Source organism: Rhodococcus sp. 14-2483-1-2 (assembly GCF_002259405.1).
Lineage (GTDB): Bacteria > Actinomycetota > Actinomycetes > Mycobacteriales > Mycobacteriaceae > Rhodococcoides.
In genome coordinates this window covers 34,211-57,561 of record NZ_NPFW01000006.1, presented here as the reverse complement: position 1 = coordinate 57,561, position 23,351 = coordinate 34,211, and the positions used below count along the sequence as shown (strand labels likewise).

At 64.7% G+C, this 23,351-nt stretch carries 22 protein-coding genes, 4 tRNA genes and 1 riboswitch; of the genes, 11 read left to right on the top strand and 15 right to left on the bottom strand.

Annotation, left to right across the window (positions count from 1 at the left end):
- Positions 1-70: 70 nt before the first annotated feature.
- Genes pstC through pstB form a run of 3 tightly spaced genes read left to right on the top strand, consistent with a single transcriptional unit; the run spans position 71 to position 2,834 of the window.
- Positions 71-1,108: a phosphate ABC transporter permease subunit PstC gene (pstC, locus tag CH295_RS03900; protein WP_094633023.1), complete on the top strand. Its 1,038-nt coding sequence runs from the start codon at positions 71-73 to the stop codon at positions 1,106-1,108.
- Between the two features lie 3 nt (positions 1,109-1,111).
- Positions 1,112-2,020 (top strand): phosphate ABC transporter permease PstA, encoded by a 909-nt coding sequence (gene pstA / locus CH295_RS03895; protein ID WP_094739839.1) that lies wholly within the window; start codon positions 1,112-1,114, stop codon positions 2,018-2,020.
- Between the two features lie 37 nt (positions 2,021-2,057).
- Complete coding sequence (pstB, locus tag CH295_RS03890) at positions 2,058-2,834, top strand: phosphate ABC transporter ATP-binding protein PstB (protein WP_037194618.1); 777 nt, start codon at positions 2,058-2,060, stop codon at positions 2,832-2,834.
- A 124-nt stretch (positions 2,835-2,958) separates the two neighbouring features.
- Here pstB and phoU read toward each other — a convergent pair whose 3' ends face one another.
- The 6 genes from phoU to CH295_RS03860 form a co-directional block, all read right to left on the bottom strand.
- Positions 2,959-3,633 (bottom strand): phosphate signaling complex protein PhoU, encoded by a 675-nt coding sequence (gene phoU / locus CH295_RS03885; protein WP_037194620.1) that lies wholly within the window; start codon positions 3,631-3,633, stop codon positions 2,959-2,961.
- Positions 3,634-3,699: 66 nt separating this feature from the next.
- On the bottom strand, positions 3,700-5,640 hold the full coding sequence (locus CH295_RS03880) for an LCP family protein (RefSeq protein ID WP_094739838.1): 1,941 nt from the start codon (positions 5,638-5,640) through the stop codon (positions 3,700-3,702).
- A 118-nt stretch (positions 5,641-5,758) separates the two neighbouring features.
- Positions 5,759-6,898, bottom strand: coding sequence for a tRNA dihydrouridine synthase DusB (gene dusB / locus CH295_RS03875; RefSeq protein WP_094739837.1), 1,140 nt, complete (start codon positions 6,896-6,898; stop codon positions 5,759-5,761).
- A gap of 124 nt (positions 6,899-7,022) precedes the next feature.
- Positions 7,023-7,979 carry an acyl-ACP desaturase gene (locus tag CH295_RS03870; RefSeq protein WP_068283329.1) on the bottom strand — a complete coding sequence of 319 codons (957 nt, stop codon included), beginning with the start codon at positions 7,977-7,979 and terminating at the stop codon, positions 7,023-7,025.
- Between the two features lie 271 nt (positions 7,980-8,250).
- A tRNA-Lys gene (locus tag CH295_RS03865) sits at positions 8,251-8,326 on the bottom strand.
- A 67-nt stretch (positions 8,327-8,393) separates the two neighbouring features.
- Complete coding sequence (locus CH295_RS03860; protein WP_094739836.1) at positions 8,394-9,647, bottom strand: lipase family protein; 1,254 nt, start codon at positions 9,645-9,647, stop codon at positions 8,394-8,396.
- Between the two features lie 652 nt (positions 9,648-10,299).
- On the opposite strand from CH295_RS03860, the gene CH295_RS03855 reads away from it, so the two are divergent.
- The 6 genes from CH295_RS03855 to CH295_RS28075 all read left to right on the top strand — a co-directional run bounded on the left by CH295_RS03855 (position 10,300) and on the right by CH295_RS28075 (position 12,499).
- On the top strand, positions 10,300-10,968 hold the full coding sequence (locus CH295_RS03855; RefSeq protein WP_037187463.1) for a TetR family transcriptional regulator: 669 nt from the start codon (positions 10,300-10,302) through the stop codon (positions 10,966-10,968).
- Between the two features lie 79 nt (positions 10,969-11,047).
- Positions 11,048-11,120 (top strand) — tRNA-Glu (locus CH295_RS03850).
- 125 nt (positions 11,121-11,245) lie between these two features.
- A tRNA-Asp gene (locus tag CH295_RS03845) sits at positions 11,246-11,319 on the top strand.
- A 56-nt stretch (positions 11,320-11,375) separates the two neighbouring features.
- Positions 11,376-11,452 (top strand) — tRNA-Phe (locus tag CH295_RS03840).
- A gap of 84 nt (positions 11,453-11,536) precedes the next feature.
- Entirely contained in the window at positions 11,537-12,112 is a 576-nt protein-coding gene (locus tag CH295_RS03835; RefSeq protein WP_094739835.1) for a DUF6584 family protein, read from the top strand.
- An 84-nt stretch (positions 12,113-12,196) separates the two neighbouring features.
- Positions 12,197-12,499, top strand: coding sequence for a hypothetical protein (locus tag CH295_RS28075; protein ID WP_037187459.1), 303 nt, complete (start codon positions 12,197-12,199; stop codon positions 12,497-12,499).
- A 12-nt stretch (positions 12,500-12,511) separates the two neighbouring features.
- On the opposite strand, the gene CH295_RS03825 is transcribed toward CH295_RS28075, so the two are convergent.
- Both CH295_RS03825 and CH295_RS03820 read right to left on the bottom strand, forming a co-directional pair.
- Positions 12,512-12,811 carry an ANTAR domain-containing protein gene (locus CH295_RS03825; protein ID WP_037187457.1) on the bottom strand — a complete coding sequence of 100 codons (300 nt, stop codon included), beginning with the start codon at positions 12,809-12,811 and terminating at the stop codon, positions 12,512-12,514.
- A gap of 90 nt (positions 12,812-12,901) precedes the next feature.
- Positions 12,902-13,486: a helix-turn-helix domain-containing protein gene (locus CH295_RS03820; RefSeq protein ID WP_037187456.1), complete on the bottom strand. Its 585-nt coding sequence runs from the start codon at positions 13,484-13,486 to the stop codon at positions 12,902-12,904.
- 98 nt (positions 13,487-13,584) lie between these two features.
- Between CH295_RS03820 and CH295_RS03815 the strand changes: the two genes are divergently transcribed.
- Positions 13,585-14,712, top strand: a complete 1,128-nt coding sequence (locus CH295_RS03815; RefSeq protein ID WP_252341896.1) for a hypothetical protein — start codon at positions 13,585-13,587, stop codon at positions 14,710-14,712.
- Here the strand turns inward: CH295_RS03815 and CH295_RS03810 are convergent.
- The 6 genes from CH295_RS03810 to metE form a co-directional block, all read right to left on the bottom strand.
- Positions 14,639-15,556, bottom strand: a complete 918-nt coding sequence (locus tag CH295_RS03810) for a pseudouridine synthase (protein ID WP_094739834.1) — start codon at positions 15,554-15,556, stop codon at positions 14,639-14,641. The genes CH295_RS03815 and CH295_RS03810 overlap by 74 nt on opposite strands.
- An 89-nt stretch (positions 15,557-15,645) precedes the next feature.
- Positions 15,646-16,641, bottom strand: a complete 996-nt coding sequence (locus CH295_RS03805; RefSeq protein ID WP_094739833.1) for an NADP-dependent oxidoreductase — start codon at positions 16,639-16,641, stop codon at positions 15,646-15,648.
- An 11-nt stretch (positions 16,642-16,652) separates the two neighbouring features.
- Positions 16,653-17,078, bottom strand: a complete 426-nt coding sequence (locus tag CH295_RS03800) for an organic hydroperoxide resistance protein (RefSeq protein ID WP_037187450.1) — start codon at positions 17,076-17,078, stop codon at positions 16,653-16,655.
- On the bottom strand, positions 17,075-17,533 hold the full coding sequence (locus CH295_RS03795; protein WP_037187447.1) for a MarR family winged helix-turn-helix transcriptional regulator: 459 nt from the start codon (positions 17,531-17,533) through the stop codon (positions 17,075-17,077). Before CH295_RS03795 ends, CH295_RS03800 begins: the two co-directional genes overlap by 4 nt.
- A gap of 96 nt (positions 17,534-17,629) precedes the next feature.
- A complete protein-coding gene (locus CH295_RS03790) occupies positions 17,630-18,676 on the bottom strand; it encodes an ABC transporter substrate-binding protein (RefSeq protein WP_094739832.1) in 1,047 nt (348 codons plus the stop codon).
- A gap of 107 nt (positions 18,677-18,783) precedes the next feature.
- Positions 18,784-21,039: a 5-methyltetrahydropteroyltriglutamate--homocysteine S-methyltransferase gene (gene metE / locus CH295_RS03785; RefSeq protein ID WP_094739831.1), complete on the bottom strand. Its 2,256-nt coding sequence runs from the start codon at positions 21,037-21,039 to the stop codon at positions 18,784-18,786.
- Between the two features lie 130 nt (positions 21,040-21,169).
- A riboswitch (cobalamin riboswitch) is annotated at positions 21,170-21,365 on the bottom strand.
- 257 nt (positions 21,366-21,622) lie between these two features.
- Between metE and CH295_RS03780 the strand changes: the two genes are divergently transcribed.
- A complete protein-coding gene (locus CH295_RS03780; RefSeq protein WP_094739908.1) occupies positions 21,623-22,711 on the top strand; it encodes a 3-deoxy-7-phosphoheptulonate synthase in 1,089 nt (362 codons plus the stop codon).
- Between the two features lie 11 nt (positions 22,712-22,722).
- Here the strand turns inward: CH295_RS03780 and CH295_RS03775 are convergent, their stop codons facing one another.
- Positions 22,723-23,343, bottom strand: coding sequence for an alpha-ketoglutarate-dependent dioxygenase AlkB (locus tag CH295_RS03775; protein ID WP_037187441.1), 621 nt, complete (start codon positions 23,341-23,343; stop codon positions 22,723-22,725).
- Positions 23,344-23,351: the final 8 nt, after the last annotated feature.

Below are 23,351 nucleotides of genomic sequence, written 5' to 3'. Positions count from 1 at the left end.
CTGCTTCGGCTCGTGGTGACGCGAGCCGAAGCAGGACCGTCCTCGACCTCCACACGAGACAGTGAGCGGTATGAGCGACACCCACTCGATGACCGGCGTCCCCTCCGCGGCTACCGTGCCCTCCGCGGGTTCCGCGCACAAACCGGAAGAACCACAATTGTCAGACAAGAAAAAATCGGGGACCGTCACACGTCCCGGTGACCGGATCTTCTCCGGCCTCGCCACGGGCTCGGGTATCTTCATCATCGCCCTGATCGCCGCCGTGGGTATCTTCCTGGTCTGGCGTGCCATTCCCTCGCTGTCGAACAACACGGTCAACTTCCTGACCTACAACGGTGCCTGGGACACGTCCAACACCTCGGCCATGGCGTTCGGTGTTCTCGATCTGTTCCTGGTCACCGTCACGGTGTCTCTGTTCGCGCTCGTCCTCGCGATGCCTGTTGCACTCGGCATCGCCATCTACCTGACGAATTACGCTCCCAAGCGGGTAGCGGGACCGCTCGGTTACGTCATCGACCTGCTGGCCGCGGTCCCATCGATCGTCTTCGGTCTCTGGGGCCTGTACGTCCTCGCGCCCGCCATCAGCCCATTCGCGGAATGGCTGAACTCGTCCTTGAGCTGGTTCCCGCTCTTCAGCACCGGCTCGGTCTCCATCGCCGGCGGCGGCACCATCTTCACCGGCGGCATCGTGCTCGCGGTCATGATCCTGCCGATCATCGCCGCAGTCACCCGCGAGGTCTTCATGCAGACGCCGAAGGGGCAGATCGAAGCAGCTCTCGCCCTCGGAGCCACCCGCTGGGAGGTCGTGCGCACCACGGTCATTCCGTTCGGCAAGTCCGGTTACGTCAGCGGCTCCATGCTCGGTCTCGGTCGCGCACTCGGTGAGACCATCGCGCTGTACATCATCATCCGCAGCACTCAGGCAACCTTCGGCGGAACGCTGTTCGACGGCGGTTCCACGTTTGCGACGAAGATCGCGCTGGCCGCGGGCGAATTCAACAACCCGCTCCAAGCCGGCGCCTACATCGCTGCAGGTCTGGTGCTCTTCATCCTCACCTTCGTCGTCAACGCCGGTGCCCGCGCCGCCATCGCCGGAAAGAAGGACTGACCCATGACCGCAACGATGGACAAGCCCGTCAAGCAACCCACGTTCCAGGGCGTCAGCGCTCGGCGTAAGGCGTCCAACCTCTCGGCGACGATCCTCGTGAGCCTCTCGGTTCTCGTCGCACTCGTGCCTCTCATCTGGGTGCTGTACACGGTGGTCTCCCGCGGCCTGTCGGCAGTGGTCTCTCCCACCTGGTGGCAGAACTCGCAAGCAGGCGTCACCCAGTTCATCGCAGGTGGCGGTGCGTACCACGCCATCGTCGGAACGCTCCTGCAAGGACTGTTCTGCGCCGTCATCTCCATCCCGATCGGCATCTTCGTCGCCATCTACCTCGTCGAGTACGGGGTAGGCACGCGACTGGCCCGAGTCACCACGTTCATGGTCGACATCCTCACCGGTGTGCCGTCCATCGTCGCGGCCCTGTTCATCTACGCGCTGTGGATCGCCACCTTCGGATTCCAGCGATCCGGTGTGGCCGTCGCATTCGCTCTCGTTCTCCTGATGATCCCCGTGATCGTGCGCTCGGCCGAGGAAATGCTGCGCATCGTTCCCCAGGATCTGCGCGAGGCGTCCTACGCACTCGGTGTGCCGAAGTGGAAGACCATCGCCAAGATCGTCATCCCCACGGCCCTGTCCGGCATCGTCACCGGAATCATGCTCGCCCTGGCCCGCGTGATGGGTGAGACGGCACCGGTGCTGATCCTGGTGGGATCGGCCACCGCCATCAACTTCAACATCTTCTCCGGGCCGCAGACGTCTCTGCCGCTCATGATGGTCGACCTGCAGAAAGCAGGAACCGGCGTGCTCACCGCTGAGCGCATGTGGGGAGCAGCCCTGACGCTGATCCTGATCGTCGCAATACTCAACATCGGCGCGAAGTTGGTCTCGAAGTTCTTCTCGCCCAAGAACTTCTGACCCACCCGACTCCAGCGAATTCTAAGGAACGAAGAACATGGCAAAGCGTCTCGATCTCAAAGACGTCAACATCTACTACGGCAAGTTCCATGCCGTCTCCGACGTCACTCTGGCCGTCCCGCCGCGCAGTGTCACCGCGTTCATCGGACCGTCCGGCTGCGGTAAGTCGACCGTCCTGCGTTCCCTCAACCGCATGCACGAGGTCACCCCCGGCGCGCGCGTCGAAGGTTCGGTGCTGCTCGACGGCGAGGACATCTACGGCAACGGCGTCGACCCCGTCGGTGTGCGTCGCACCATCGGCATGGTCTTCCAGCGCCCCAACCCGTTCCCGACGATGTCGATCCGGGACAACGTCGTCGCCGGCCTGAAGTTGCAGGGCGGCCGCGGCAAGAAGGAGCTCGACGAGATCGCCGAGCGCTCGCTCAAGGGTGCCAACCTCTGGAACGAGGTCAAGGACCGCCTCGACAAGCCCGGTGGCGGCCTCTCCGGCGGACAGCAGCAGCGGCTGTGCATCGCTCGCGCGATCGCCGTCTCGCCCGACGTGCTGCTGATGGACGAGCCGTGCTCGGCCCTCGACCCCATCTCCACTCTCGCCATCGAGGACCTGATCCAGGAACTCAAGCAGGACTTCACGATCGTGATCGTCACGCACAACATGCAGCAGGCCGCACGTGTGAGCGATCAGACCGGCTTCTTCAACCTCGAGGCCACCGGCAAGCCCGGCAAGCTCATCGAGATCGACGACACCGAGAAGATCTTCTCCAATCCGACGCAGAAGGCCACCGAGGACTACATCTCCGGTCGCTTCGGATAACCACACACGAACGCGAGAACCCCCGTCGAGCGAAAGCTCGACGGGGGTTCCTCTCGTTGTGCGCTTGCCCTGATTAGGTCGTCGAGTAGCGCTGCCGGGCAGCGCTACTCGACGAAGAGCGGTTCTACGAGGTGGGAATGTTGTTCTGGTGCAGGTCGACCGGAAGCTGGCCGGTGACCAGGAAGATCACCCGACGGCCGACCTCGACGGCATGATCGGCGAACCGCTCGTAGAAGCGTCCGAGCAGGGTCACGTCCACTGCAGCAGCGACTCCGTGGCTCCACTCGCGGTCCATCAGCACCGTGAAGAGGTGACGGTGCAGATCGTCCATTGCCTCGTCCTCCTCCTGCAGCTTCGCCGCGCGCTCGGGATCGCGGGTCTCGAGGACCTCACGGGCCGAGGCGCCGATCTGAACTGCGAGGCGACCCATCTCGGCGAAGTACCCGTTGACGACCTCGGGGAGGGCGTGGTTCGGGTGCCTGCGACGGGTGATCTTGGCGACGTGCAGTGCGAGTGCGCCCATACGGTCGATGTCGGCGACGATCTGAATGCCGGCCACCACCGAACGGAGATCGCCTGCGACCGGAGCCTGCAGGGCGAGAAGCGTGAAGGCCTTCTCCTCGCACACCGCGCTGAGCTCGGTGATCCTGTCGTGTTCGGAAATGACCTGCTCGGCGAGCACCAGGTCTGCTTGAAGGAGGGACTGAGTGGCCTTTTCCATGGCCGCACCAGCCAGGCTCGCCATCTCTCCGAGGAGATCGGCAAGCTCGTTCATCTGTTCGTTGTAGGCGACGCGCATGAGCGAAGTTTAGTAGGTCACACCGACCAGTTCCCTGTCCCGAGGGTTAACGGAGCATGAATGAACTCAGGCGCACGTGTCGTCGGCGGCGTTGGTGAACGAGAGATCCTCCGGAAGGGGCGCGCTCTCGGTGGTTCCTTCCACCTGGGTGGGATCGATTTCGGTACCGAATGCCGTCGGAAACTGGGTGTATCCGGGATAGTTCGAGCCCAGCACGACCTCGACGACATTGTTCAGGCTCGGTGCCAGTTCGATGGCAGCGCCGGGGATCGCCGACGCGACCGTCGCCGCAGCCGCCTCCTGATCCTGGGAGTAGCGCACCACGGTCTGGGCGGCGGTACCCGAGAAGTTGCCGACCGTCAGGATCTGGAATCCGTATGTCGCAAGTTCGTCGGATGCCGTCTGAGCCATGCCTGCGATGTCCGATGCGTTGGATACCTGCAGGGAGACGGTTCCCGGATCGACGGCCAACAGCGGAGCGTCGGGTGTGGCGGCAGGTTCGGGTACGTCGGGTGTCACCGGCTCCGCGCGTTCCTCACCGGGCAGCGGAGCGTCGTCGATGATGGCCTGGAAGATCGCACCGATTGCGTCGTCGTTGGGGATCTCGTTGCCGTAATCGTTGGTGCCGGTGGTGGGGATGGTCAGGAAGGTGACCGCACCCGCGTCCACGTTCTGCAGCGAGCGTCCCAGCGTCACCAGGTCCTGAGTCTTGACGTTCTCCACGAAGGTGTCCGAGGTGAAAGCATTGACGAACCCGTTGAGCTTGCCGGGATCGAGCAGCACGTTGTTCGAGAGCGCAGACCTCAGCAGTGACGACAGGAAACGCTGCTGTCGCTTGATCCGGCCGTAGTCGCCGTTGCCCTCGGACTCGACGTTGCGCGCCCGAACGTAGTTCAGTGCGGTTCGGCCGTCGATGCGCTGCGTTCCGACGTTGGGGAGGACGTCTCCCAATTCGTAGTCCACCAGCGGTTGCGCGGTGCAGACCTCTACGCCTCCGACCTCGTCGACCATGGACTCGAACCCGGCGAAGTCCATCCCGACGAAGTGTCCGATACGCAGGCCCGAGATCTTCTGGATGGTCTTGACCAGGCACTTCGGGCCGCCGAGGGCGTAGGTGGCGTTGAGCTTGTCGCCGTACGCCTCGGGGAACATCTCCCCGGTGTAGGTATTGGTGTCGTTGTCGAACTGCTCGCACTCGGGGCGCGTGACATCGAGGTCGCGGGGGAACGAGACGGCGACGACGCGGCTGCGATCGGCCGGAATGTTGACCAGCATGACCGTGTCCGAGCGGGCTCCCTCGGCGTCGGCGACGGTGCCGGCACCGACCTCGCCGCTGGCCCCGGTGCGGGTGTCGGTGCCCACGATCAGATACGTCTCGTCGCCGTATTGGCCTTCGGCGTCGACGACGTCGGTCGAGTCGGGATCGAGAGCGGCGACCTGCAGAAATCCCTGATCGGTGTTGCGTAGGTATCCCCACACCACTCCGGTCAAGGCCACCGCCAGGATCGCGACGAGAGAGACCAGGCTGCGGCCGATCATCCGCACCCGACGGCGTCGACGCACCCGGCTCATCGCCAACCGCGTCAGAGCGGGGCGATCCGTTGCGGGCGCACCCACCGGTTCCGGTGCCGCATGCGGCACCGGGGTCGGCGGCACCGTTCGGGCAGGTGGGGGAGTGGACTCGGTGATGGGGGCGATGATCTCGGTCGGCTCTTCGGCGTCGGGACGCTCGGCCGGCACCCGCCGCATCGATCCGGAGCGCGACATCTTGTCCACCAACTCGGCCACCGAGACGGTGTCGGCGTTACGCGGCGATCGTTTACCGAGCCTGCCGCTGTCTCCGGGCTGCGGCGGCTGCTCCGGATCCGGTGTCGCGGAGCGTTCGGAGCGCGGTGGGCGCTGTCCGGATCGTCCGATTGCGCCGGGTTGTCTGATTGAGGACAGCGGGCGCTCCCATGGGGCGCGACCCTCGGGCACAGACGGGCCCGACTCTCGATCGTCTCCCACGAATTCGAACCTGGCCTTCCATCACACGCACGCGCTGCCTTCTCGGCAATCCCAGCCATAGTACTGACTCGAGCGGCATGGTCCACTCGTGCGAGGTGGGCGGCTGGTCAGCTGCGAATCAGCCGCCGGAATGCATCAGGTCGGCACCGGCGGGGACACAGACGTCCTCCGGATCGTCGAGCCAACCGTCGGGCAGCGACACCGCGCCAGGCGAGCCCTGCCGACCACGGGGACCTTCGGCGTCCTTGGGAAACGGAACGGTCGGATCGAGTTGCGCCAGAAGGTCGTCCAGTTCCGAGAGAGTGGACACCAACGCCATCGACACTCGGAGGTCTGATCCCGCGGGAAACCCGCGCAGGTACCAGGAGACGTGCTTGCGCAACTCGCGCAGGCCCTTCTTCTCCCCGTGATGCTGCGCCAGCAACTCGGCGTGGCGAGCGATGATCGTGGCCACCTCGCCGAGGGTGGGGGGAACGGGCTCGGGGCGGCCGTTCAGGCGAGCGCTGAGTTCGGCGAACAGCCAGGGCCTGCCGAGGCAACCTCGCCCGACGACGACGCCGTCGCACCCGGTCTCCGCCATCATGCGGACCGCGTCGGACGCCGAGAAGATGTCACCGTTGCCCAGTACCGGGATGCAGGAGACATGTTCCTTGAGTCGAGCGATCTCGTTCCAGTCGGCGGTGCCGGAGTAACGCTGTGAGGCCGTTCTGGCGTGCAGTGCCACTGCCGCCGCGCCCTCGTCGGCGGCGATTCGACCTGCGTCGAGGTGAGTGTGGTGGTTCTCGTCGATGCCGACGCGGAACTTGACGGTGACGGGAATGTCGGTGCCCTCGGTCGCCTTGACCGCAGCAGCGACGATGCGGCCGAACAGGTTCCGCTTGTAGGGCAGCGCAGCACCGCCGCCCTTTCGGGTGACCTTCGGAACCGGGCAGCCGAAGTTCATGTCGATGTGGTCGGCCAGATCGTCGTCGACGATCATCTTCGCCGCGGCGTACGTGGTGTCCGGATCGACGGTGTAGAGCTGCAACGACCGTGGAGTCTCGGTGGGGCCGAAGGTCGTCATGTGCATCGTGGCCGGCTGCCGTTCGACGAGCGCGCGCGCCGTGACCATCTCGCACACGTACAGACCCGAGGTACTGCCTGCCCTCTCCAACTCCTGCTCCCTGCACAGGGTGCGGAACGCCACATTGGTGACGCCGGCCATCGGTGCGAGGACGACGGGGCTGCGCAACTCCAGCGAGCCGATCTGCAGTGTCATGAGGGAAGCCTTTGGAACGGAGGGAACGTGATCGTGGTGATGAAGGTGGGCCGAGAACGGTGACGCCGGAAAACAGTGGTGCCCGGCACCGAAGTCGGTACCGGGCACACCAGCCGATCTGAGCTTACGACGCGCGTGCTTCGGCCTTTGCGCGTTCGCGGGCGAGGGAGCGATCGCGCATCTCCTCGAACTTGGTGGCCTGCCGCTCGAGGTCTTCGAGGAACGCGGCGAGTTCTTCGCGCTTGTTCTCACCGCGTGCGGTGAAGTCGTTGCGCTCGAACACGCTCCACTTGCGCAGCACCGGCCAGACGACGTCCTCGAGGTGCTGACGCAGGTCGTAGATGCCGTGCTTGGCCATCAGCACACCGTTGCGGCGGAAGTTCGGCATCCCCGCGCCCGGCATGACGAAGTTCGTCACGATGTCGGAGACCGCGTCGAGGGTCTGGTCGGGTGCGATGTCCATCGCCGCGCCGGTGATGTTGCGGTAGAAGATCATGTGCAGGTTCTCGTCGGCGGCGATGCGCTGGAGCATGCGGTCGGCGATCGGGTCGTCGCAGACCTTGCCGGTGTTGCGGTGCGAGACGCGCGTCGCGAGTTCCTGGAAGGTCACGTACGCGACGGAGTGCAGCAAACCGGTCTGCGACCCTGCCGGTGAAGCGAACCCGTTGGTCATGTGGATCATCCGGGCCTCTTCGAGGGCGACGGGATCGACGCCGCGGGTGACGACGAGGTAGTCGCGCATGACGATGCCGTGCCTGTTCTCCTCGGCGGTCCATCGACCGACCCAGGTTCCCCAGGCACCGTCCTGGGAGAAGTTCTCGGCGATCTCACGGTGGTAGGACGGCAGGTTGTCCTCGGTGAGCAGGTTGGTGATCATCGCGGCCTGTGCGACGTCGGAGAGCTTGGACTGCTCCGGGTCGTAGTCCTGGCCGCCGAGTGCGGCGAAGTTGCGACCTTCGTCCCACGGGACGTAGTCGTGAGGGTGCCACTCCCGCGCCATCGAAATGTGACGGTTCACATTGTCCTCGGCAGTGGGCACCAGCTCTTGCAGAAGCTCGAGCTGTGTCAGATCCCTCGCCATTAGATCGCCTCCATAGATTGCGTACGACCGGTCCAGCTTACGGCACCGTAGGTTCGGTGTGAACCTCGTTGCGCCTGTTCACTTGCTGTTCCGGCGGTCGTGATGTTCGGTGTCGATCGACGCGACGTGCCCCCGGAGCGCCGATCCTCCGGCCGGCCTTCGCGAGTTCACGAACGCTGCAGTTCCCCCTGCACGTCGCTCTGTCTCGGCCGATCGTTACTTCCGAGTGTACGTTCCGGACAGGAGTGATCACTGTTACCAGGACGGTGTGTGGTGCCCCCAGTAGGACTCGAACCTACGACCTGCGGATTAAAAGTCCGTAGCTCTACCAACTGAGCTATAGGGGCGCGGCTCGAAAGTGTAATGGGCCGCGCGGCGCCGGCGGGCAGTACCCCCGGCAGTGGTGCCGACCGGTCAACGTCCGAAGCTGCTGCACCCGCTCGGCACCGGAATACCGGCCAGGCGGTCGTCGATCCAGGCGTACGCGCCCGGAATGCCGCTGAGTGCGACGATCAGGTGCTCACCGAGATACTCCTCGAGTCTCACGTTCGCACCCTGAGCGCACCATTCGTCGTAGAGGGTCTCGACTCCCTCCTTGGGAATCCAGAACTCCTGTTGTCCGTGATAGATGAAGACGGGAACGGTCGGTGTCTTGTCTCCACCCATGCGGGTCGACGCGATGATCTGTTCGGCGATCGGTGTCCGGTCCACGTTCGGAATGTCCGACAGCGCCTGTGCCGGGATGGGTGCCACCAGGCCGCCCGGTGCGGTCAGATAGATGCACATGTCCTTGGCGATGGTGGCCAAGCGCAGACCGTTGGCGTTCATCAACGAGAACATCTCGGGATACTCTCGGGCGACTCCGAGCGTGGCCGACAGGAACAGTGTCGACCCCACCGTTCCGTTGAGAGAACGCAGCAGAATGCGGTAGTCGGTGGGTGCACCGCCGAACGCCACGCCGACGAGATTCACGTCCGGGGCGTAGGTGGGAGCCAGCTGCGCGGCCCATCCGGAAGCGATGGCACCTCCGGAATATCCCGTCGCGGCGATCGGAGACTCCGCAGGCAGGCCCAGTTCGGGCAGTTTCACCATCGCGCGGAGGGCGTCCAGGATGGCGTGGCCCGCCATCGGTCCCGCCGCGTATCCCTGCCGCGGCCCCTGATGATCGGTGACGACGACGGCATAGTTCTTCGCCAGGAACGACTGTACCGGAACGATCTCCGGTGCAATGCCGCGGGGGAGGGTCCACGACGGAGCGCAGGTGTTTCCGAGTGAGTCGATGGCCATGTTGTACGCGACCACCGGCCGACTCCCGGGTCCCGTCCATGGGGCCGAGGGCACGATGACCGTAGTGACACCCGCGACCGGACGATCCTTGGAATCGTTGGTACGGAACAGGATTTGGGTCGAGACGACCGGCGTGAACAGCGGTCCGACGGTCACCCGTCGGGTCGCCAGCACCGCTCCGGGAGGTTGCTGTTCGTAGCCTGCGGGTGGATCGAACCAGGGCTCGCCCAGCGGGGTGGGTAGATACAGAGCCGGATCGGCGACGGGGGCCACGAAGTTGCCCAGGGGATCTGCGGCCGCGGTGCCGGTTGTCGACAGAGCGAGCACGCCCACCGCGAACAAGGTTGTGATGGAACGACATGCGCGGATCGATACCTTCATGGCAGTCACTCGCTTCCGATCGGCAGAACTCCCGATGTGATGCATTTCACAGTAATTCAGGACGGACGCGATCTAGGGGCAAGGCTGGGAACGTGTCGAAACCGTTACCGACCGGTCTTTCTCATATCGTTTATCGGGCAATGGATTTGGCCGATGCTTCTCGACCGTCTCGGTGTATTCGGTTGGTGAGCAGTAGATTTGAAACGCTAACGAGCAAAGCGAAACAATCGGGACTCGAGATGCGTTACCGCGAAATGTAATTCGGTTTTCAACCGAATGCAGGTCGGGTTCCCGCGGTGGTGTGGACGGTGTGTCGACCGTCCGGTTCGGGGAACTCGTCTGCGGCTCGGGCAACGCCGAAGGTGAGTCGATCGGTGCGCGATTCGGTCCAGGAAGGTCCGACGAAGTGCCGGTTCGCCTGCGGTTGCGGGCCCGGCAGAAAGCGACTCGAGTGCGCACCCCCTGCAGCGCACTCGAGCCGCGCAGATCATACCATCCGGCTTGTTTCGGTTGCCTAACCGATTTTTCGGTCGGGTGTGTGTGTCGAAGCGAACCGTAGGTGAGTCGACTCGTATGTCGTTCGGGTGAAGTACTCTCTATCTGTACTACCTGCGGATACGCAGGGCGCTTGGGGCTCGGAGGCACGGAGTAAATGGCACAACAAGAGCGCGCACGGCGGACCCGGGCGGCCATCGTAGAGGCGGCGGCGGCGGAGTTCGCCAAGCGTGGATACGCAGCGGCATCCGTCAACACCATCTTGGAGGGCTCCAATGCCACCAAGGGTGCGATGTACTTCCATTTCCAGTCGAAGGAAGATCTGGCCCGAGCTGTGCTCGGAGCGGGACTGGATCGGTACGTCGCCATCACGGAGAAGTGGGCGGACACCACCGCACACCCGTTCTACGTCGTACGCGGGATCGTGGACGACATCGCGCAGAACTTCCAGAACGACGTGATCGTGCGTGCCGAGTTCCGGCTGATCGTCGAGCCGGAGTTCTATGCGGAGGTTCATTCGGGTGGCGGTCGCGTCTGGGGCGCTCAAGGGCTCGCTCAGGCCGAGCGTGCGCTGGCGATGGGCGACCTCAAGCCGGAGTTCGATGCGGCCAAGTTCGTGCGAGTGCTCGCCGCGTCGATGGCGGGTCAGCGCTACATGTCGGATCTGGTGGCCGACAACGCGGATCTGCGCGAGCGTTTCGAGGAGTCCGTGGAAGTCGTACTGCTCGCCATGGCGTCGGAGCGTTGGCTCGCGGAATTCAAACTGCACGGGTGGGAGCACTACGGCGAAAACTGTGCGAAAACCGCCTCTGACCTGCCGGTTTGAGATTTACAGCGAAAGTGTCCTAAGCTATCCCAGCTCCCAACGGAACGCCGTTGAGGGTAACGTCGAAGCAGTTCGGCGGGCCCCCTTCGTCTAGCGGCCTAGGACGCCGCCCTTTCAAGGCGGTAGCGCGGGTTCGAATCCCGTAGGGGGTACGTAGGAAAAGATCGGATTGACAATCCGGTCGGCAGTACAGCATTCTTCTTTTCGCTTCACGGCGAGATGCGGATTTGCAGTTCGGAGAGTTACTGCGCTAGAAATAGCGCGGCAACAACAGCAAGGCCCTGTGGCGCAGTTGGTTAGCGCGCCGCCCTGTCACGGCGGAGGTCGCGGGTTCGAGTCCCGTCAGGGTCGCAACATCGGTGCGGAAGTACCGACATTGCGATGGCATTGTTTCACCGGTGCCGCCCGGCCAGGTAGCTCAGTTGGTACGAGCGTCCGCCTGAAAAGCGGAAGGTCGCCGGTTCGATCCCGGCCCTGGCCACCACGGTGTTGGATCGACAAGCACGATGAAAGCCCCTTCCGGTCGGCCGGCAGGGGCTTTTTCGTGTGCACGAGTTATTGTCGACGCGTGGACGTGATCGATCGAGCGCAGGAGGATCTTGCGCGCGGAGACAGCATCGCTGCTCGAGATCGGCTGGTCGGTGCCTTGGTTCGCAACCCGACGTCGCCCGGCATTCTCGAATTGCTCGCGTACACGTATCTGGTGCTCGGCGATCGTGCGGCGGCCGGAGCGGCGTGGTTCCTCACCGACAAGTCCGACGACGATCCCACGGCGTCCGCTGCGTTCGCCGCCCTGGAAAAGCAGTACAGATCGCCCCTGACGATGGCGCAGGCCCTGCCCATTCACGCGCCCTCCGATTGGTATCCCACCCGCGCTCGGATACGGCTGGCGCGGCTCGGAGCCGCGATCGAGGCCAACGGCCAGCAATGGGTGCCGCCGCGAGATGTCGTCTACTTCGACGAGGACGGTCTTGATTCCGACGACTTCTACGACGTGGACGGCGATTCCGACGATGCCGATGACGACGGTGCTCGGACGGGCGCGAGCTACCGCTCCGTGCGGCAGCGCGCGATAGCGGCGACCATCGTCATCGCCATCGCTGCCACCTCGGCATCGGTGGTCCTGGCACTCGTCTTCGGGTGACGCCGGTTCACGGACGAAGTGTCCGACGCCGAGCGTAGAGTCGCGAAAGAAATTCCGGCCGACGATCGAGGGTGACGAGTTTTCATGGGCACAGCGAACGGCGCGCCGTCACCGGCTCCGCGAGACGACAACTATGCCGTCAACCTCGAGCAGGCGAGGGTGTTCGCGAGAGGACTCGCCGAACACATCGAGACATGTTCGGCATCCATCGAGCGGGCCCAATCCAAGGCATTTCGAGCTCGCGCGGATCGCGCCGAATCCAAGGCCCGAGCGTTCGAGTCCGAGGCGTCGACGCTTCGGACCGAGCTCTACGAAATGTACCGACACGTCGATGCGATGACGGCGCGCTTTCCGGAGCTGCGCAGCGATCCATCCGTTCGGGGCTAGCCCTCGGCTGGATCAGACAGCTGCGGAATCGGTGACCAAGCCGAAGGTCGCCTCTGCGCCCCGACGGCCGAGCGCCGAGCCCCACACCTCGTACACCGCATCGGTGGCCGACGATCGCTCGATGTCGCGGCCCTCCGCGACGGTGATGAGCGTGCGCGAGAGCTCGAACAGACTGACCCGGTGATTTCGCGCGGTCGTGAACAGCTCGTCGATGGCGTCGGCGACGGATCCACCGTGGATCCCGATGAGCACTCCGGTTGCGATGTCCACGTGTGTACGAGATGCAGGCGATTCGGGCAGTCTGTCGGTCATCTTTTTCCTCGAGATGTTGTGGTCGGTGCGGATGACCGAAGTGGATCCTGGCGTCGAGCGGGCTTCACTGTCTCACACGGACATGACATTTCATACCGTCGGTTTCGCCCGCACGTGCATACGCTCGCCCTGGGGTCCGAACAGGCTCAGAAGCTCGACGGGCCGGTTTCCGACGGCACCGAACCAGTGCGGCACACGAGTGTCGAATTCGGCTGCCTCACCGGCCTTCATCGTCAGATCGTGCTCGCCGAGAATGAGGCGAAGGGTGCCGTCCAGCACGTACAGCCACTCGTACCCTTCGTGCGTTCTTGGGCGAGGCTCGGAGTCCTCGGGTCGGACCAGAAGTTTGTATGCCTGCAGGCCGCCAGGACGCAGCGTCAGGGGAAGGATCGTCACGTGCTCGCGAACGGTGGCCGTGGTGCGCACCCGAGGGTCCGCTACGGGCGGCGCAGTCACCAGATCGTCGAGTTTCATCTGATGGGCGCGAGCGATGGGCCAGAGCAACTCGAGGCTGGGCTTGCGGTCACCGGACTCGAGTCTCGACAGTGTGCTGATCGAAATTCCGGTGGTGTCGGACAGCGATGCGAGGGTGGTGTTCTTCTCCATCCTGATGCGCTTGAGGCGGGGACCGAGGCCTGCGATGACCTCGTCCAGACTCGTGTTCGATTCGTCCATGCCACTATTGCAGTTTCGGCAACCGAATTTGTCAACCAAGGAAACAGTGACGTGCGAAAACCGCCCGTGAACGACGGCAGACGGCACATACTCGATCGATGACCGGTCGTTCGGGGACCACACATCGCCGAGGCATGATCCGCGATGCCTACGGAAGTCCCGCATCCGAGGCGTTCATGGTCGTCGCCATTGCGACGATTCTGATCACCAGGGCGTACCTGGAGTTGACCCACTACCCCCAGGTGGGTGGTAAGTCGCTCCACATCGCTCACGCCCTGTACGGCGGAGCGGCGATGATGTTCGCGCTGCTGATCGGGTGGATGTTCATCGGGTTCGGCGTTCGAGTGTTCACCGTGCTGCTCGGTGGGATCGGATTCGGGCTGTTCCTCGACGAAGTCGGCAAATTCGTCACCAAGGACAACGACTACTTCTACGGACCCTCGTCGGAGATCATGTACGTCCTGGTGGTCCTGCTGTTGGTGTTCAGCAGGATCGTCCGGGAGTTCCGCCGCCCCTCGGTCGACGAATCGCTGGCCAACGCGGCTGCCATCGCCGCAGACGGCGTCGCGCACGGCCTCCCCGAGCATCGACGCGACTGGGCGCTACGGATGGTCACGCGGGCCGAGGCGGAGGGTGCCGACGCGGACACCGTGGCCGGAATCAGACTGTTGCTCGGTCGCTGTCGTCTGTCGACGTCGCGTACCCACTCGCTGCGGAACGCTGTTCCCCGGCTGATTCCCGCCTTCTTCACCAGCGCCCGGTGGATTCCCGTCGTCGGCTGGGGGTTGGTTCTGATCTCCGGGGCCGGGGTGGTGTTCGGGATCGTCGAACTCGTCATCGGGGAGCTGCACATCGATCGGCGCGACCTGACGATCGACATCGACGGAATGGGGATCGCAAGCGGGATCCTGTTCGTCAGTGCCTGCCTCACCTTCGCCACGGCGCTACCGGCGATGCTGTGGTTGCGCACTCGGGGCCCGCTCTGGCCCCTGCGCACACTCCGCGTGTCCGCGTTGATATTCACTCTGCTCAACGCGCTCGTGGACTTCGCTCAGGAAGGATTCGCCGCGCTGGTGAACGTCGCAATCGGACTGTTCGCACTCGCAGTCATCTCACATCGCATCACAGTCCGTACCGCCGAGATCGCCGATATCACGGCCGAATCTGCTGTGAAGCAGGTGGATTCAGACTCCGATTGCTCTCGAACCGTCGAACCAGGCCGCTGAGCGGATCGACGAATTCGATCGAGCGTGCCAGCAAGCGGAGCGGGTCGGAGTAGTCGTCGCCGGCGACATCTCGGAACTCGGGGTAGAAATTGTCCCCGACGATCGGAATCCCCAACGAGCACAGGTGAACTCGAAGTTGATGAGTCTTGCCGGTTCGAGGATGCAATCGATACAGGCCGTGGGCTCCGAGCGTGTCCACGAGCTCGACGAGTGTCTCGGCGTTGGGCTCGCCGGGTACCTCGCGGGCCTGGAGAACGCCGCGCTCCTTGATGATTCGGCTGCGTACCGTCAACGGGAGTTCGAGGTCCCGGGCGAGTGGAGCGATCGCGTCGTACTGCTTGGTGATCGTGCGTTGAGCGAACAGCTCCTGGTACGGCCGGCGGGCCTGCTGTCGCACGGTGAACACCAGAACCCCGGCGGTGAGCCTGTCCAGACGGTGCGCCGGGCTGAGCTCGGGCAGGTCGAACCGGCGTCGGAGCAGGACGAGGGCAGACCGCGCGACGTAGGCACCGCGCGGAGTGGTGGCCAGAAAATGCGGCTTGTCGACCACCAGTAGGTTCTCGTCGCGATGCAGGACGTCGAGGGAGAACGGCACCGTCGGCTCCACCGGTGGGTCTCGGTAGAGATAGATGTCCGCGCGTGGTCTCGCGACCGTCGTCGAATCGATGGGTGCGCCTGCCGCGTCGACGATCTCGCCGCCCGCGACCTTCTCGGTCAGCCTGGCCGCGTCCTGGGGGAACCGGGCGCGCAGATGGTCGAGCACGGTGATCCCGCTCGAGGTGTCGGGCATCCGTACCCGAGTGGGGTCGAGGCCGTCGCGCAACGGCAGGGGAGCGGCGGGCATGCATCGACTCTAATCGGTGGAACATGGAAACACCCCGGTCGGAATTCCCGACCGGGGTGTGGACTGCGGTAGAACCTTTCGGGTCCGACTCAGATGGTGACGACCATCTTGCCGGTGTTCTCGCCCTTCATCAGTCCGATGAACGCAGAGGGAGCGTTGTCGAGACCGTCGACGACTGTCTCGTCGAATTCGATTGCGCCGCTGTCCGACCACTGGGTCATCTTCGCGCGGAATTCCTCGGTGAGGTGCGCGTACGAACCGACGATGAATCCCTTGAGCGTCAGCTCCTTGCCGATGGCCAGAGCGAGATTGCGCGGTGCGGGCGTCGGCTCGGTGGAGTTGTACTGAGCGATGGCTCCGCACATGGCAATTCGGCCGTACTTGTTCATCGAACCGATGGCGGCTTCGAGATGCTCGCCGCCGACGTTGTCGAAGTACACGTCGATGCCGTCCGGTGCCGCCTTGCGGAGCTGCTGGGCGACCGGGCCGTCGTGGTAATCGAATGCCGCGTCGAAACCGAGCTCGAGCAGGCGAGCGACCTTCGCCGGAGATCCGGCACTGCCGATGACCCGAGATGCGCCGAGCGCCTTGGCGATCTGTCCGACGAGCGACCCGACTGCGCCGGCAGCGCCGGACACGAACACGACGTCGCCCTCCTTGAACGAGGCGACCTCGGTGAGGCCTGCGTACGCCGTCGTGCCGGTCATTCCGAGCGCACTGAGGTATGCAGACGCCTTCGCGGCGGACAGGTCGACCTTGCTCGCACCCTTCGCCGGAACGACGGCGAGATCTCGCCAGCCCTTACCGTGCAGAACGGCGTCGCCGACGGCGAAACCCTCGGCCTTGGACTCGACGATCTCGCCGACGGCACCGCCGTCGAGCGGGGCGTCGATCTGGAACGGCGGGACGTACGACTTCACGTCGTTCATCCGACCACGCATGTACGGATCGACCGACATCACGATGTTGCGGACGAGGATCTGCCCGTCCGCGAGTTCGGGGAGTTCGACGACCTCCGCGCGAAAGTTGTCTTCGGTCGGCCAGCCTTCTGGGCGGGACGCGAGGTGAATTTCGTGTGCCTTCATGGTGTTTCCTCTTACTCGTCTTCGGTGACGGTGACGGTGACGTCGATGTTGCCGCGGGTGGCGTTGGAGTACGGGCAGACCTGGTGGGCCTTGTCGGCCAGGGCCTGCGCGTCCTCGCGGCTCAGGTTCGGCAGCGTCACCTCGAGGGTGACGGCGAGCTGGAAGCCGCCAGCGTCGTTGGGTCCGATGTCGACGCGAGCGCCGACGGCCGAATCGGTGACGTCGGCCTTGTCCTGGCGCGCCACCATCTGCAGTGCGGAGTGGAAGCAGGCGGCATAGCCGGCGGCGAAGAGCTGCTCGGGGTTGGTGCCGTTGCCGCTGCCGCCCATGGCCTCCGGGATGGCGAGGTCGAGATCGAGACGTCCGTCGGAGGTGCGGGCGTGGCCGTTGCGGCCCTCTCCGGTCGCGAGAGCTTCGGCGGTGTAGATGGTCTTCATGATTCTCCTTCTGTCGTGCGCGAATCGGTGTGATGCAGAGCGCTCGTCAATGCGTCGAGCGATTCCTTGAGCTTGACGAGATCGTCGATTCCCATGCCGGTCTTCTCGGCCAGCTTGCGTGGGAGGTCGAGTGCCTTCGCGCGCATGGCGCTACCGGTCTCGGTGAGGTGGATTTCGACGCGGCGTTCGTCGGTGCTCAGTCGTCGACGCTCGATGAATCCGAGGCCTTCGAGCCGCTTGAGCATCGGCGACAGAGTGCCGGTGTCCAGGTCGAGTTCGGCGCAGATGTCCTTGACGCCGCGCCCGTCCTGTTCCCACAGCACCAGCAGTACGAGGTACTGCGGGTACGTGACCCCGAGCTCCTCGAGCATCGGGCGATACACCGCGGTGGTAGCCCGCGATGCGGAGTACAGCGCGAAGCACACCTGACGGTCGAGTGCGAGTTCGTTGGTCACCTCGAGAACGGTAGTACACGGTTAAGTTGTGCGCAACCTATCTGTCCGACGTGAGCGGAACCTCGTGGTCTGCTTCGAGGTACCACTCGCCTGGCGTCAGCCCTGCAGGGCGTCCTTCAGGCCGTCGAGCACGATGGTTGCCGCCGTCGGGCCTGCGTTGAGGTACCACGGGTCGTCGTCGACTCGAACGATGTGGTTCTCGGTGGCCGCGCTCATTCCGGTCCACAGCGGATTGGTGGTGTACGACGCGGCGCTCGAATCGGCTTCGGCATCCTGGCTGGAGACGAACACCCAATCGGCGTTCGCGAGCTGGATCTCCTCCTCGCTGAAGTCCTGCGAGGTCTTGTCGAATTGCTGGCTTTCCGGTCGGGCCAGTCCGGCGTCCCAGGCGATGTATCCCGCGAACGACGGGATGCCGAACACGCGTGCCCGATCGGCGGTGAAGCGGACGAAGGAGACCGTGGGTGTGCCGCCGCTGCCTGAAACCGAGTTACCCAGTGCCGCAGCGTCGGACGTGAAGGTGTCGACGAAGGTCTCTGCCTGCTCGGTACGGCCCAACGCGTCGGCGAGAAGCAGGAAGTCCTGCTTCCAGTTCACTCCGGTGCCCTCGGTCAGTACGGTCGGCGCGATGGTCGACAGTGTCGAGTAGATGTCCTCGGAGCCCGCCTTGTTCGCCAGGATCAGGTCGGGTTCGATGGCGGCGATGGCCTCGATGTCGACTTCCTGCCGGTTGCCGACGTCGACGAACCGGTCCATCCGATCCGCGTACTGCGGGAACGAGAAACTGATGTAGTCCGGGACCAGTGCGGCTCCGTCGCCGTAGGCGACTCCGGTGGGTACGACGCCCAGAGTGAGGGCCGCGTCGAGCTGGCCGGTGGCGATCACGACGATCTTCTTCGGTTCGGCGGGGATCTCGGTGGAGCCGCCGAAGTGGCCGACCGTGCGGGGGAACACTCCGTCCGCGGCACCCGAACCCATGCCGTCGGGGATGCCGGTCGGTCCTGGTGCGTCCGTCACGGCGTCGCCGGTGGTCGCTTCAGTGCTGGTGGAAGGCGTGGCCGTCTGCTCGGCGGTGCCGCCACAGGCAACGGTGGTCAGTGCGGTGACCGCGGCGATCGTGGTGGCCAGCAGTAGACGTTTCACTTCGTTCTCTTTCACAGGGCGGGCGTAGGCAGGTAAGCCTAGCCTGTACCTCGCGAACGAGGTGAGCGGAACTTCGTAGCGGGGGTCGAAGTTCCGCTCACCGTGGGTCAGCGCAGCGCGGCCGCCGCCTGCACCATGTTCGTCAGTGACCGTTCCACCTCGGCCGGCCCGCGGGTCTTGAGTCCGCAGTCGGGATTGACCCAGAGTCGTTCGGCAGGAACGGCTTTCAGTGCAGCGCGCAGAGACTCGGTGATCTCCTCGACACTCGGTACCCGCGGTGAGTGGATGTCGTACACACCGGGGCCGACGCCGAGGTCGAAGCCGACGGAGTTCAGGTCGTCGAGCACCTCCATGTGCGAGCGAGCCGCCTCGATGGACGTCACGTCTGCGTCCAGGGCGACGATCGCGTCGATGATCTCACCGAACTCCGAGTAGCACAGATGCGTGTGAATCTGCGTGTCGTCGGCGACACCGGACGTCGAGATCTTGAACGATCGCACCGCCCATTCCAGATACGCCGCTGTATCTTTCGCACGCAGCGGTAGCAGCTCGCGTAGAGCAGGCTCGTCCACCTGGACGATGCGAATGCCCGCTGCCTCCAGATCGATCGTCTCGTCCCGGATCGCCAGGGCGATCTGGGCCGCGGACTCGGCCAGCGGTCGATCGTCTCGGACGAACGACCACGCCAGAATCGTCACCGGGCCGGTCAGCATTCCCTTGACAGGCTTGTCGGTGAGCGACTGCGCATACTCCGACCACTCGACGGTCATGGGTTCGGGACGCGAGACGTCGCCGTACAGAATCGGCGGCCGAACACACCGAGTTCCGTACGACTGGACCCAGCCGTTGGACGTCGCGGCGAAGCCGTTGAGCTGTTCGGCGAAGTACTGCACCATGTCGTTTCGCTCGGGCTCGCCGTGCACCAGCACGTCGAGCCCGATCTTCTCCTGCAGTGCAACGACATCGGCGATCTCGGACTGCATCCGGGACGCGTATTCGGCGTCGTCGATCTCACCTGTTCGCAGGGCTGCCCGAGCGAGTCGTATCTGCGTGGTCTGCGGATACGAACCGATGGTGGTCGTCGGCAACGACGGCAGGTCCAGCCGCTCGGCCTGTGCTCGACGACGCTCCTCGGCCGGGGTTCGGTCGACGGAGACACCCGCCTCCATGCGTGCTCGGATGACCGAGTCGTGCAGGCGCGGATCGGTGCGACGGCTCTCGAGCGCGGTGCGGGCCCGCTCGAGCTCGGATGAGACCGATTCGGTCCCGTCTCGAAGCGCCCGGGCGAGGAGTGTCACCTCGGCAACCTTCTCGGCACCGAACGCCAACCACGACCGGAGCGGATCGACGATGTCGGTCTCTCCGTCGAGGGTGTACGGAACATGCAGCAGCGAGCACGAACTCGACACTGCCAGGCTCTTCGCGCTGCCCAGCAGGCTCGCCGACGTTGCAAGTGCCCGGTCGAGATCCGTCCGCCAGATGTTGCGACCGTCGATGATGCCCGCGACGATGTGCTTGCCTGCCAGCGCAGGTACCACGGCAACCTGCTCGACGGTGCCCGGCACCGTCAGGTCGATCGAGAATCCCTCCACTCCGGTCGATGCGAGCACGGGTAGCGCAGCGCCGAGGTCACCGAAGTACGACGCCAGCAATATGGCAGGCCTCGTCGACACTGCACTCAGAAAGTCGTAGGCCTTCTTCGCGGCGTCGATCTCGCTCCGAGTGCGATCGGCCACGAGCGCAGGTTCGTCGATCTGGACCCACTCGGCTCCGGCATGGGCGAGTCTCGTCAGCAGCTCGCCGTACAGCGGCAGAATCTCGTCGAGGCGGTCCAGCAGAGGTGCGCCGCCGCCGACCGCCTTGGACAGGAGCAGGAACGTGATCGGTCCGATGATCACCGGCCGCGCCGAAATGCCCAGCGCAACAGCCTGCTTCAGATCGTCCACTACTTTCTCCGAGTGCAGGGAGAAGGTGGTGTCGGGGGAGATCTCCGGGACGAGATAGTGGTAGTTGGTGTCGAACCACTTGGTCATTTCGAGCGGTGCGACGGCGTCGGTCCCGCGTGCTGCCGCGAAATACCGGTCCAGTTCGGTGCCCAGTCCCATCACTCGCGGTGGCAGCGCTCCGAGTAGCACTGCTGTGTCGAGCATGTGGTCGTAGTACGAAAAAGTGTTCACCGGAACGGAATCGAGTCCGGCGGCTGCGAGTTCTCGCCAGGTGCTCTCGCGCAACGTCCGCGCCACGGATTCGAGTCCGACGGCGTCGAGCTTTCCGGCCCAATAGGATTCGACGGCTTTCTTGAGTTCTCGGTTCGGTCCGATACGGGCCGAGCCGAGCACGGTGGCAGTGAATTCGATACTCACGGTTTGTCTCCAGTTGACTGCTGCATCGACGGTGCACCGCCTTCTCGGACGCGCACATCCCGGAGAGCCCCACGAGCAGCCGTACCAGGGTTACGCGCCCATTCCGCGAGGCGGTGAACCGCTGCGCACGGCGTGCGCAGCACAGACGGCAGGTATTCGGACTCGCGGGCGCGTGGACGAAGAGCCCACTCCTACTGGCCGTCGCTTCCCGAAGAGGCCTCTTCAGTGCTTGTGGTGACGGCGGTCGTTCCTGCATACCGCTGCGGGACAGTCCCGGATTCTCACCGGGTTCCCTCTCGCGATGCGCCGGAACTGCTGCGCATCGCTTCGACGCCGTGGCGAACTTCGGGGCTCCTCATGGACACCTGGCGAACCGACTGCAGGAACGAGCATAGATGCATCCGCGACGAATCTGCTACGGTGCTTTTCATGCAGCGCACGTATTTCTGGTTTAGCAGGCCGGCCCCGGGTGGGTCAGCCAGCGACGCCATGCGCTGACCCTCCACCCCACGAGCCGGATACAGACCGGCTCGAAGTGCGTGTGGAGCATGAGGAGCCGGCCTGGGAACAGGAACGCACTCTCATGACACTCTCTCTCGATACCCCACCTCTCGACGATCAGCGGACCATCAGCATCAGTCCGCTGGTTGCTCCGTCGGTGCTGCGCCGCGACCATGCAGTGGACGACGCGATCTCGGCCACCGTCAGAACCGGACGCGCCGGCGTGGTCGACGTGCTGGACGGTCGCGACGATCGACTGATCGTCGTGGTCGGCCCGTGCTCGGTGCACGACACCGACGCTGCACTCGACTACGCCCGACGCCTCGCGGCCAAGGCGTCCGAACTCGGCGATCGACTGCACATCGTCATGCGGGTCTACTTCGAGAAGCCGCGGACGACGCTCGGGTGGAAGGGCTTGATCAACGATCCGCACCTCGACGGCAGCTTCGACATCAATTCGGGCCTGCGCGTGGGACGTCAACTGCTGCTCGACATTTCCGCGCTCGGTCTACCGGTCGGGTGCGAGTTCCTCGACCCGATCACCCCGCAGTACATCGCAGACCTGGTCAGCTACGGCGCAATCGGTGCGCGAACGGCGGCGAGTCAGGTGCACCGCCAGCTGTGCAGTGCGTTGTCGATGCCGGTGGGGATCAAGAACTCCACCGAGGGCGACATCCAGGTCGCGGTCGACGGCACCCGCGCTGCCGCCGCGAGCCACGTCTTCCCCGGCACCGATCTCGACGGTCAGGCGGCTCTGATCCGTACCGTCGGAAACCCGGATTGCCACGTCATTCTGCGCGGCGGCGTCGACGGTCCGAACTACGACGCCGAATCGGTCGCCGATACCGTTGCGCGACTGCGAAAGTCGGGCCTACCGGAGAGAGTCGTCATCGACGCCAGCCACGGCAACAGCCGCAAGGACCACAACAAGCAGGTCGACGTGGTCACCGACGTGGCAGCGCGGGTCGCGGCAGGCGAACACGGCATCGTCGGTCTGATGCTCGAGAGCTTCCTGGTCGCGGGGCGTCAGGATCTCGAACTCGGCCGCCGTGACGATCTGGTGTACGGGCAGTCGATCACCGATGCCTGCCTCGACTGGGACACCACGGCAACGCAATTGGACGCACTTGCGGCAGCGGTCGAGGAGCGTCGAATCCCGACCGCGCGTTGACGCGTCGTGTGTCAGCGAACCCCGCGCGGTCGGAACTGCACGCTGATGCGTGGGCCGGTCGCGCGGGTGGACTTGGGTACGGCATGCTCCCAGGTCCGCTGACACGAGCCGCCCATCACCACCAGGTCGCCGTGCCCGAGCGTGAACTTCAGCGAGGTTCCGCCGCCGCGCGGTCGGAGCATGAGTTGTCGTGTGGCGCCGAGCGATACGATCGCCACCATCGTGTCCTCGGTGGCGCTGCGGCCGATGTTGTCGCCGTGCCAGGCGACGCTGTCCGATCCGTCGCGGTAGTAGCACAATCCGGCGGTGGCGAACGATTCACCGAGTTCGGCGCGGTAGTGCTCGTCGAGGGCGTCGCGCGCGTCGTAGAGTGCGGCGTCGGGCCACCGCTCGCGCTCGGCGTAGAACCGAACCAGGCGCGGCACGTCGACCACGCGGTCGTACATCTGCCTGCGCTCGGCCCGCCAGTCGACGGCGTCCACCAGCGAATCGAACAGGTGGGTATCGGCCAACCAGCCCGGGCGAACGTCCACCCACGCCCCGAGTGTCAGTTCGCGACGGGTGACGGACTCGAGCGACCCGACGCCACCGTCGGCGTCACCGAACAACGAGCCCTGCATGGCGAGCGACATGACCGCCA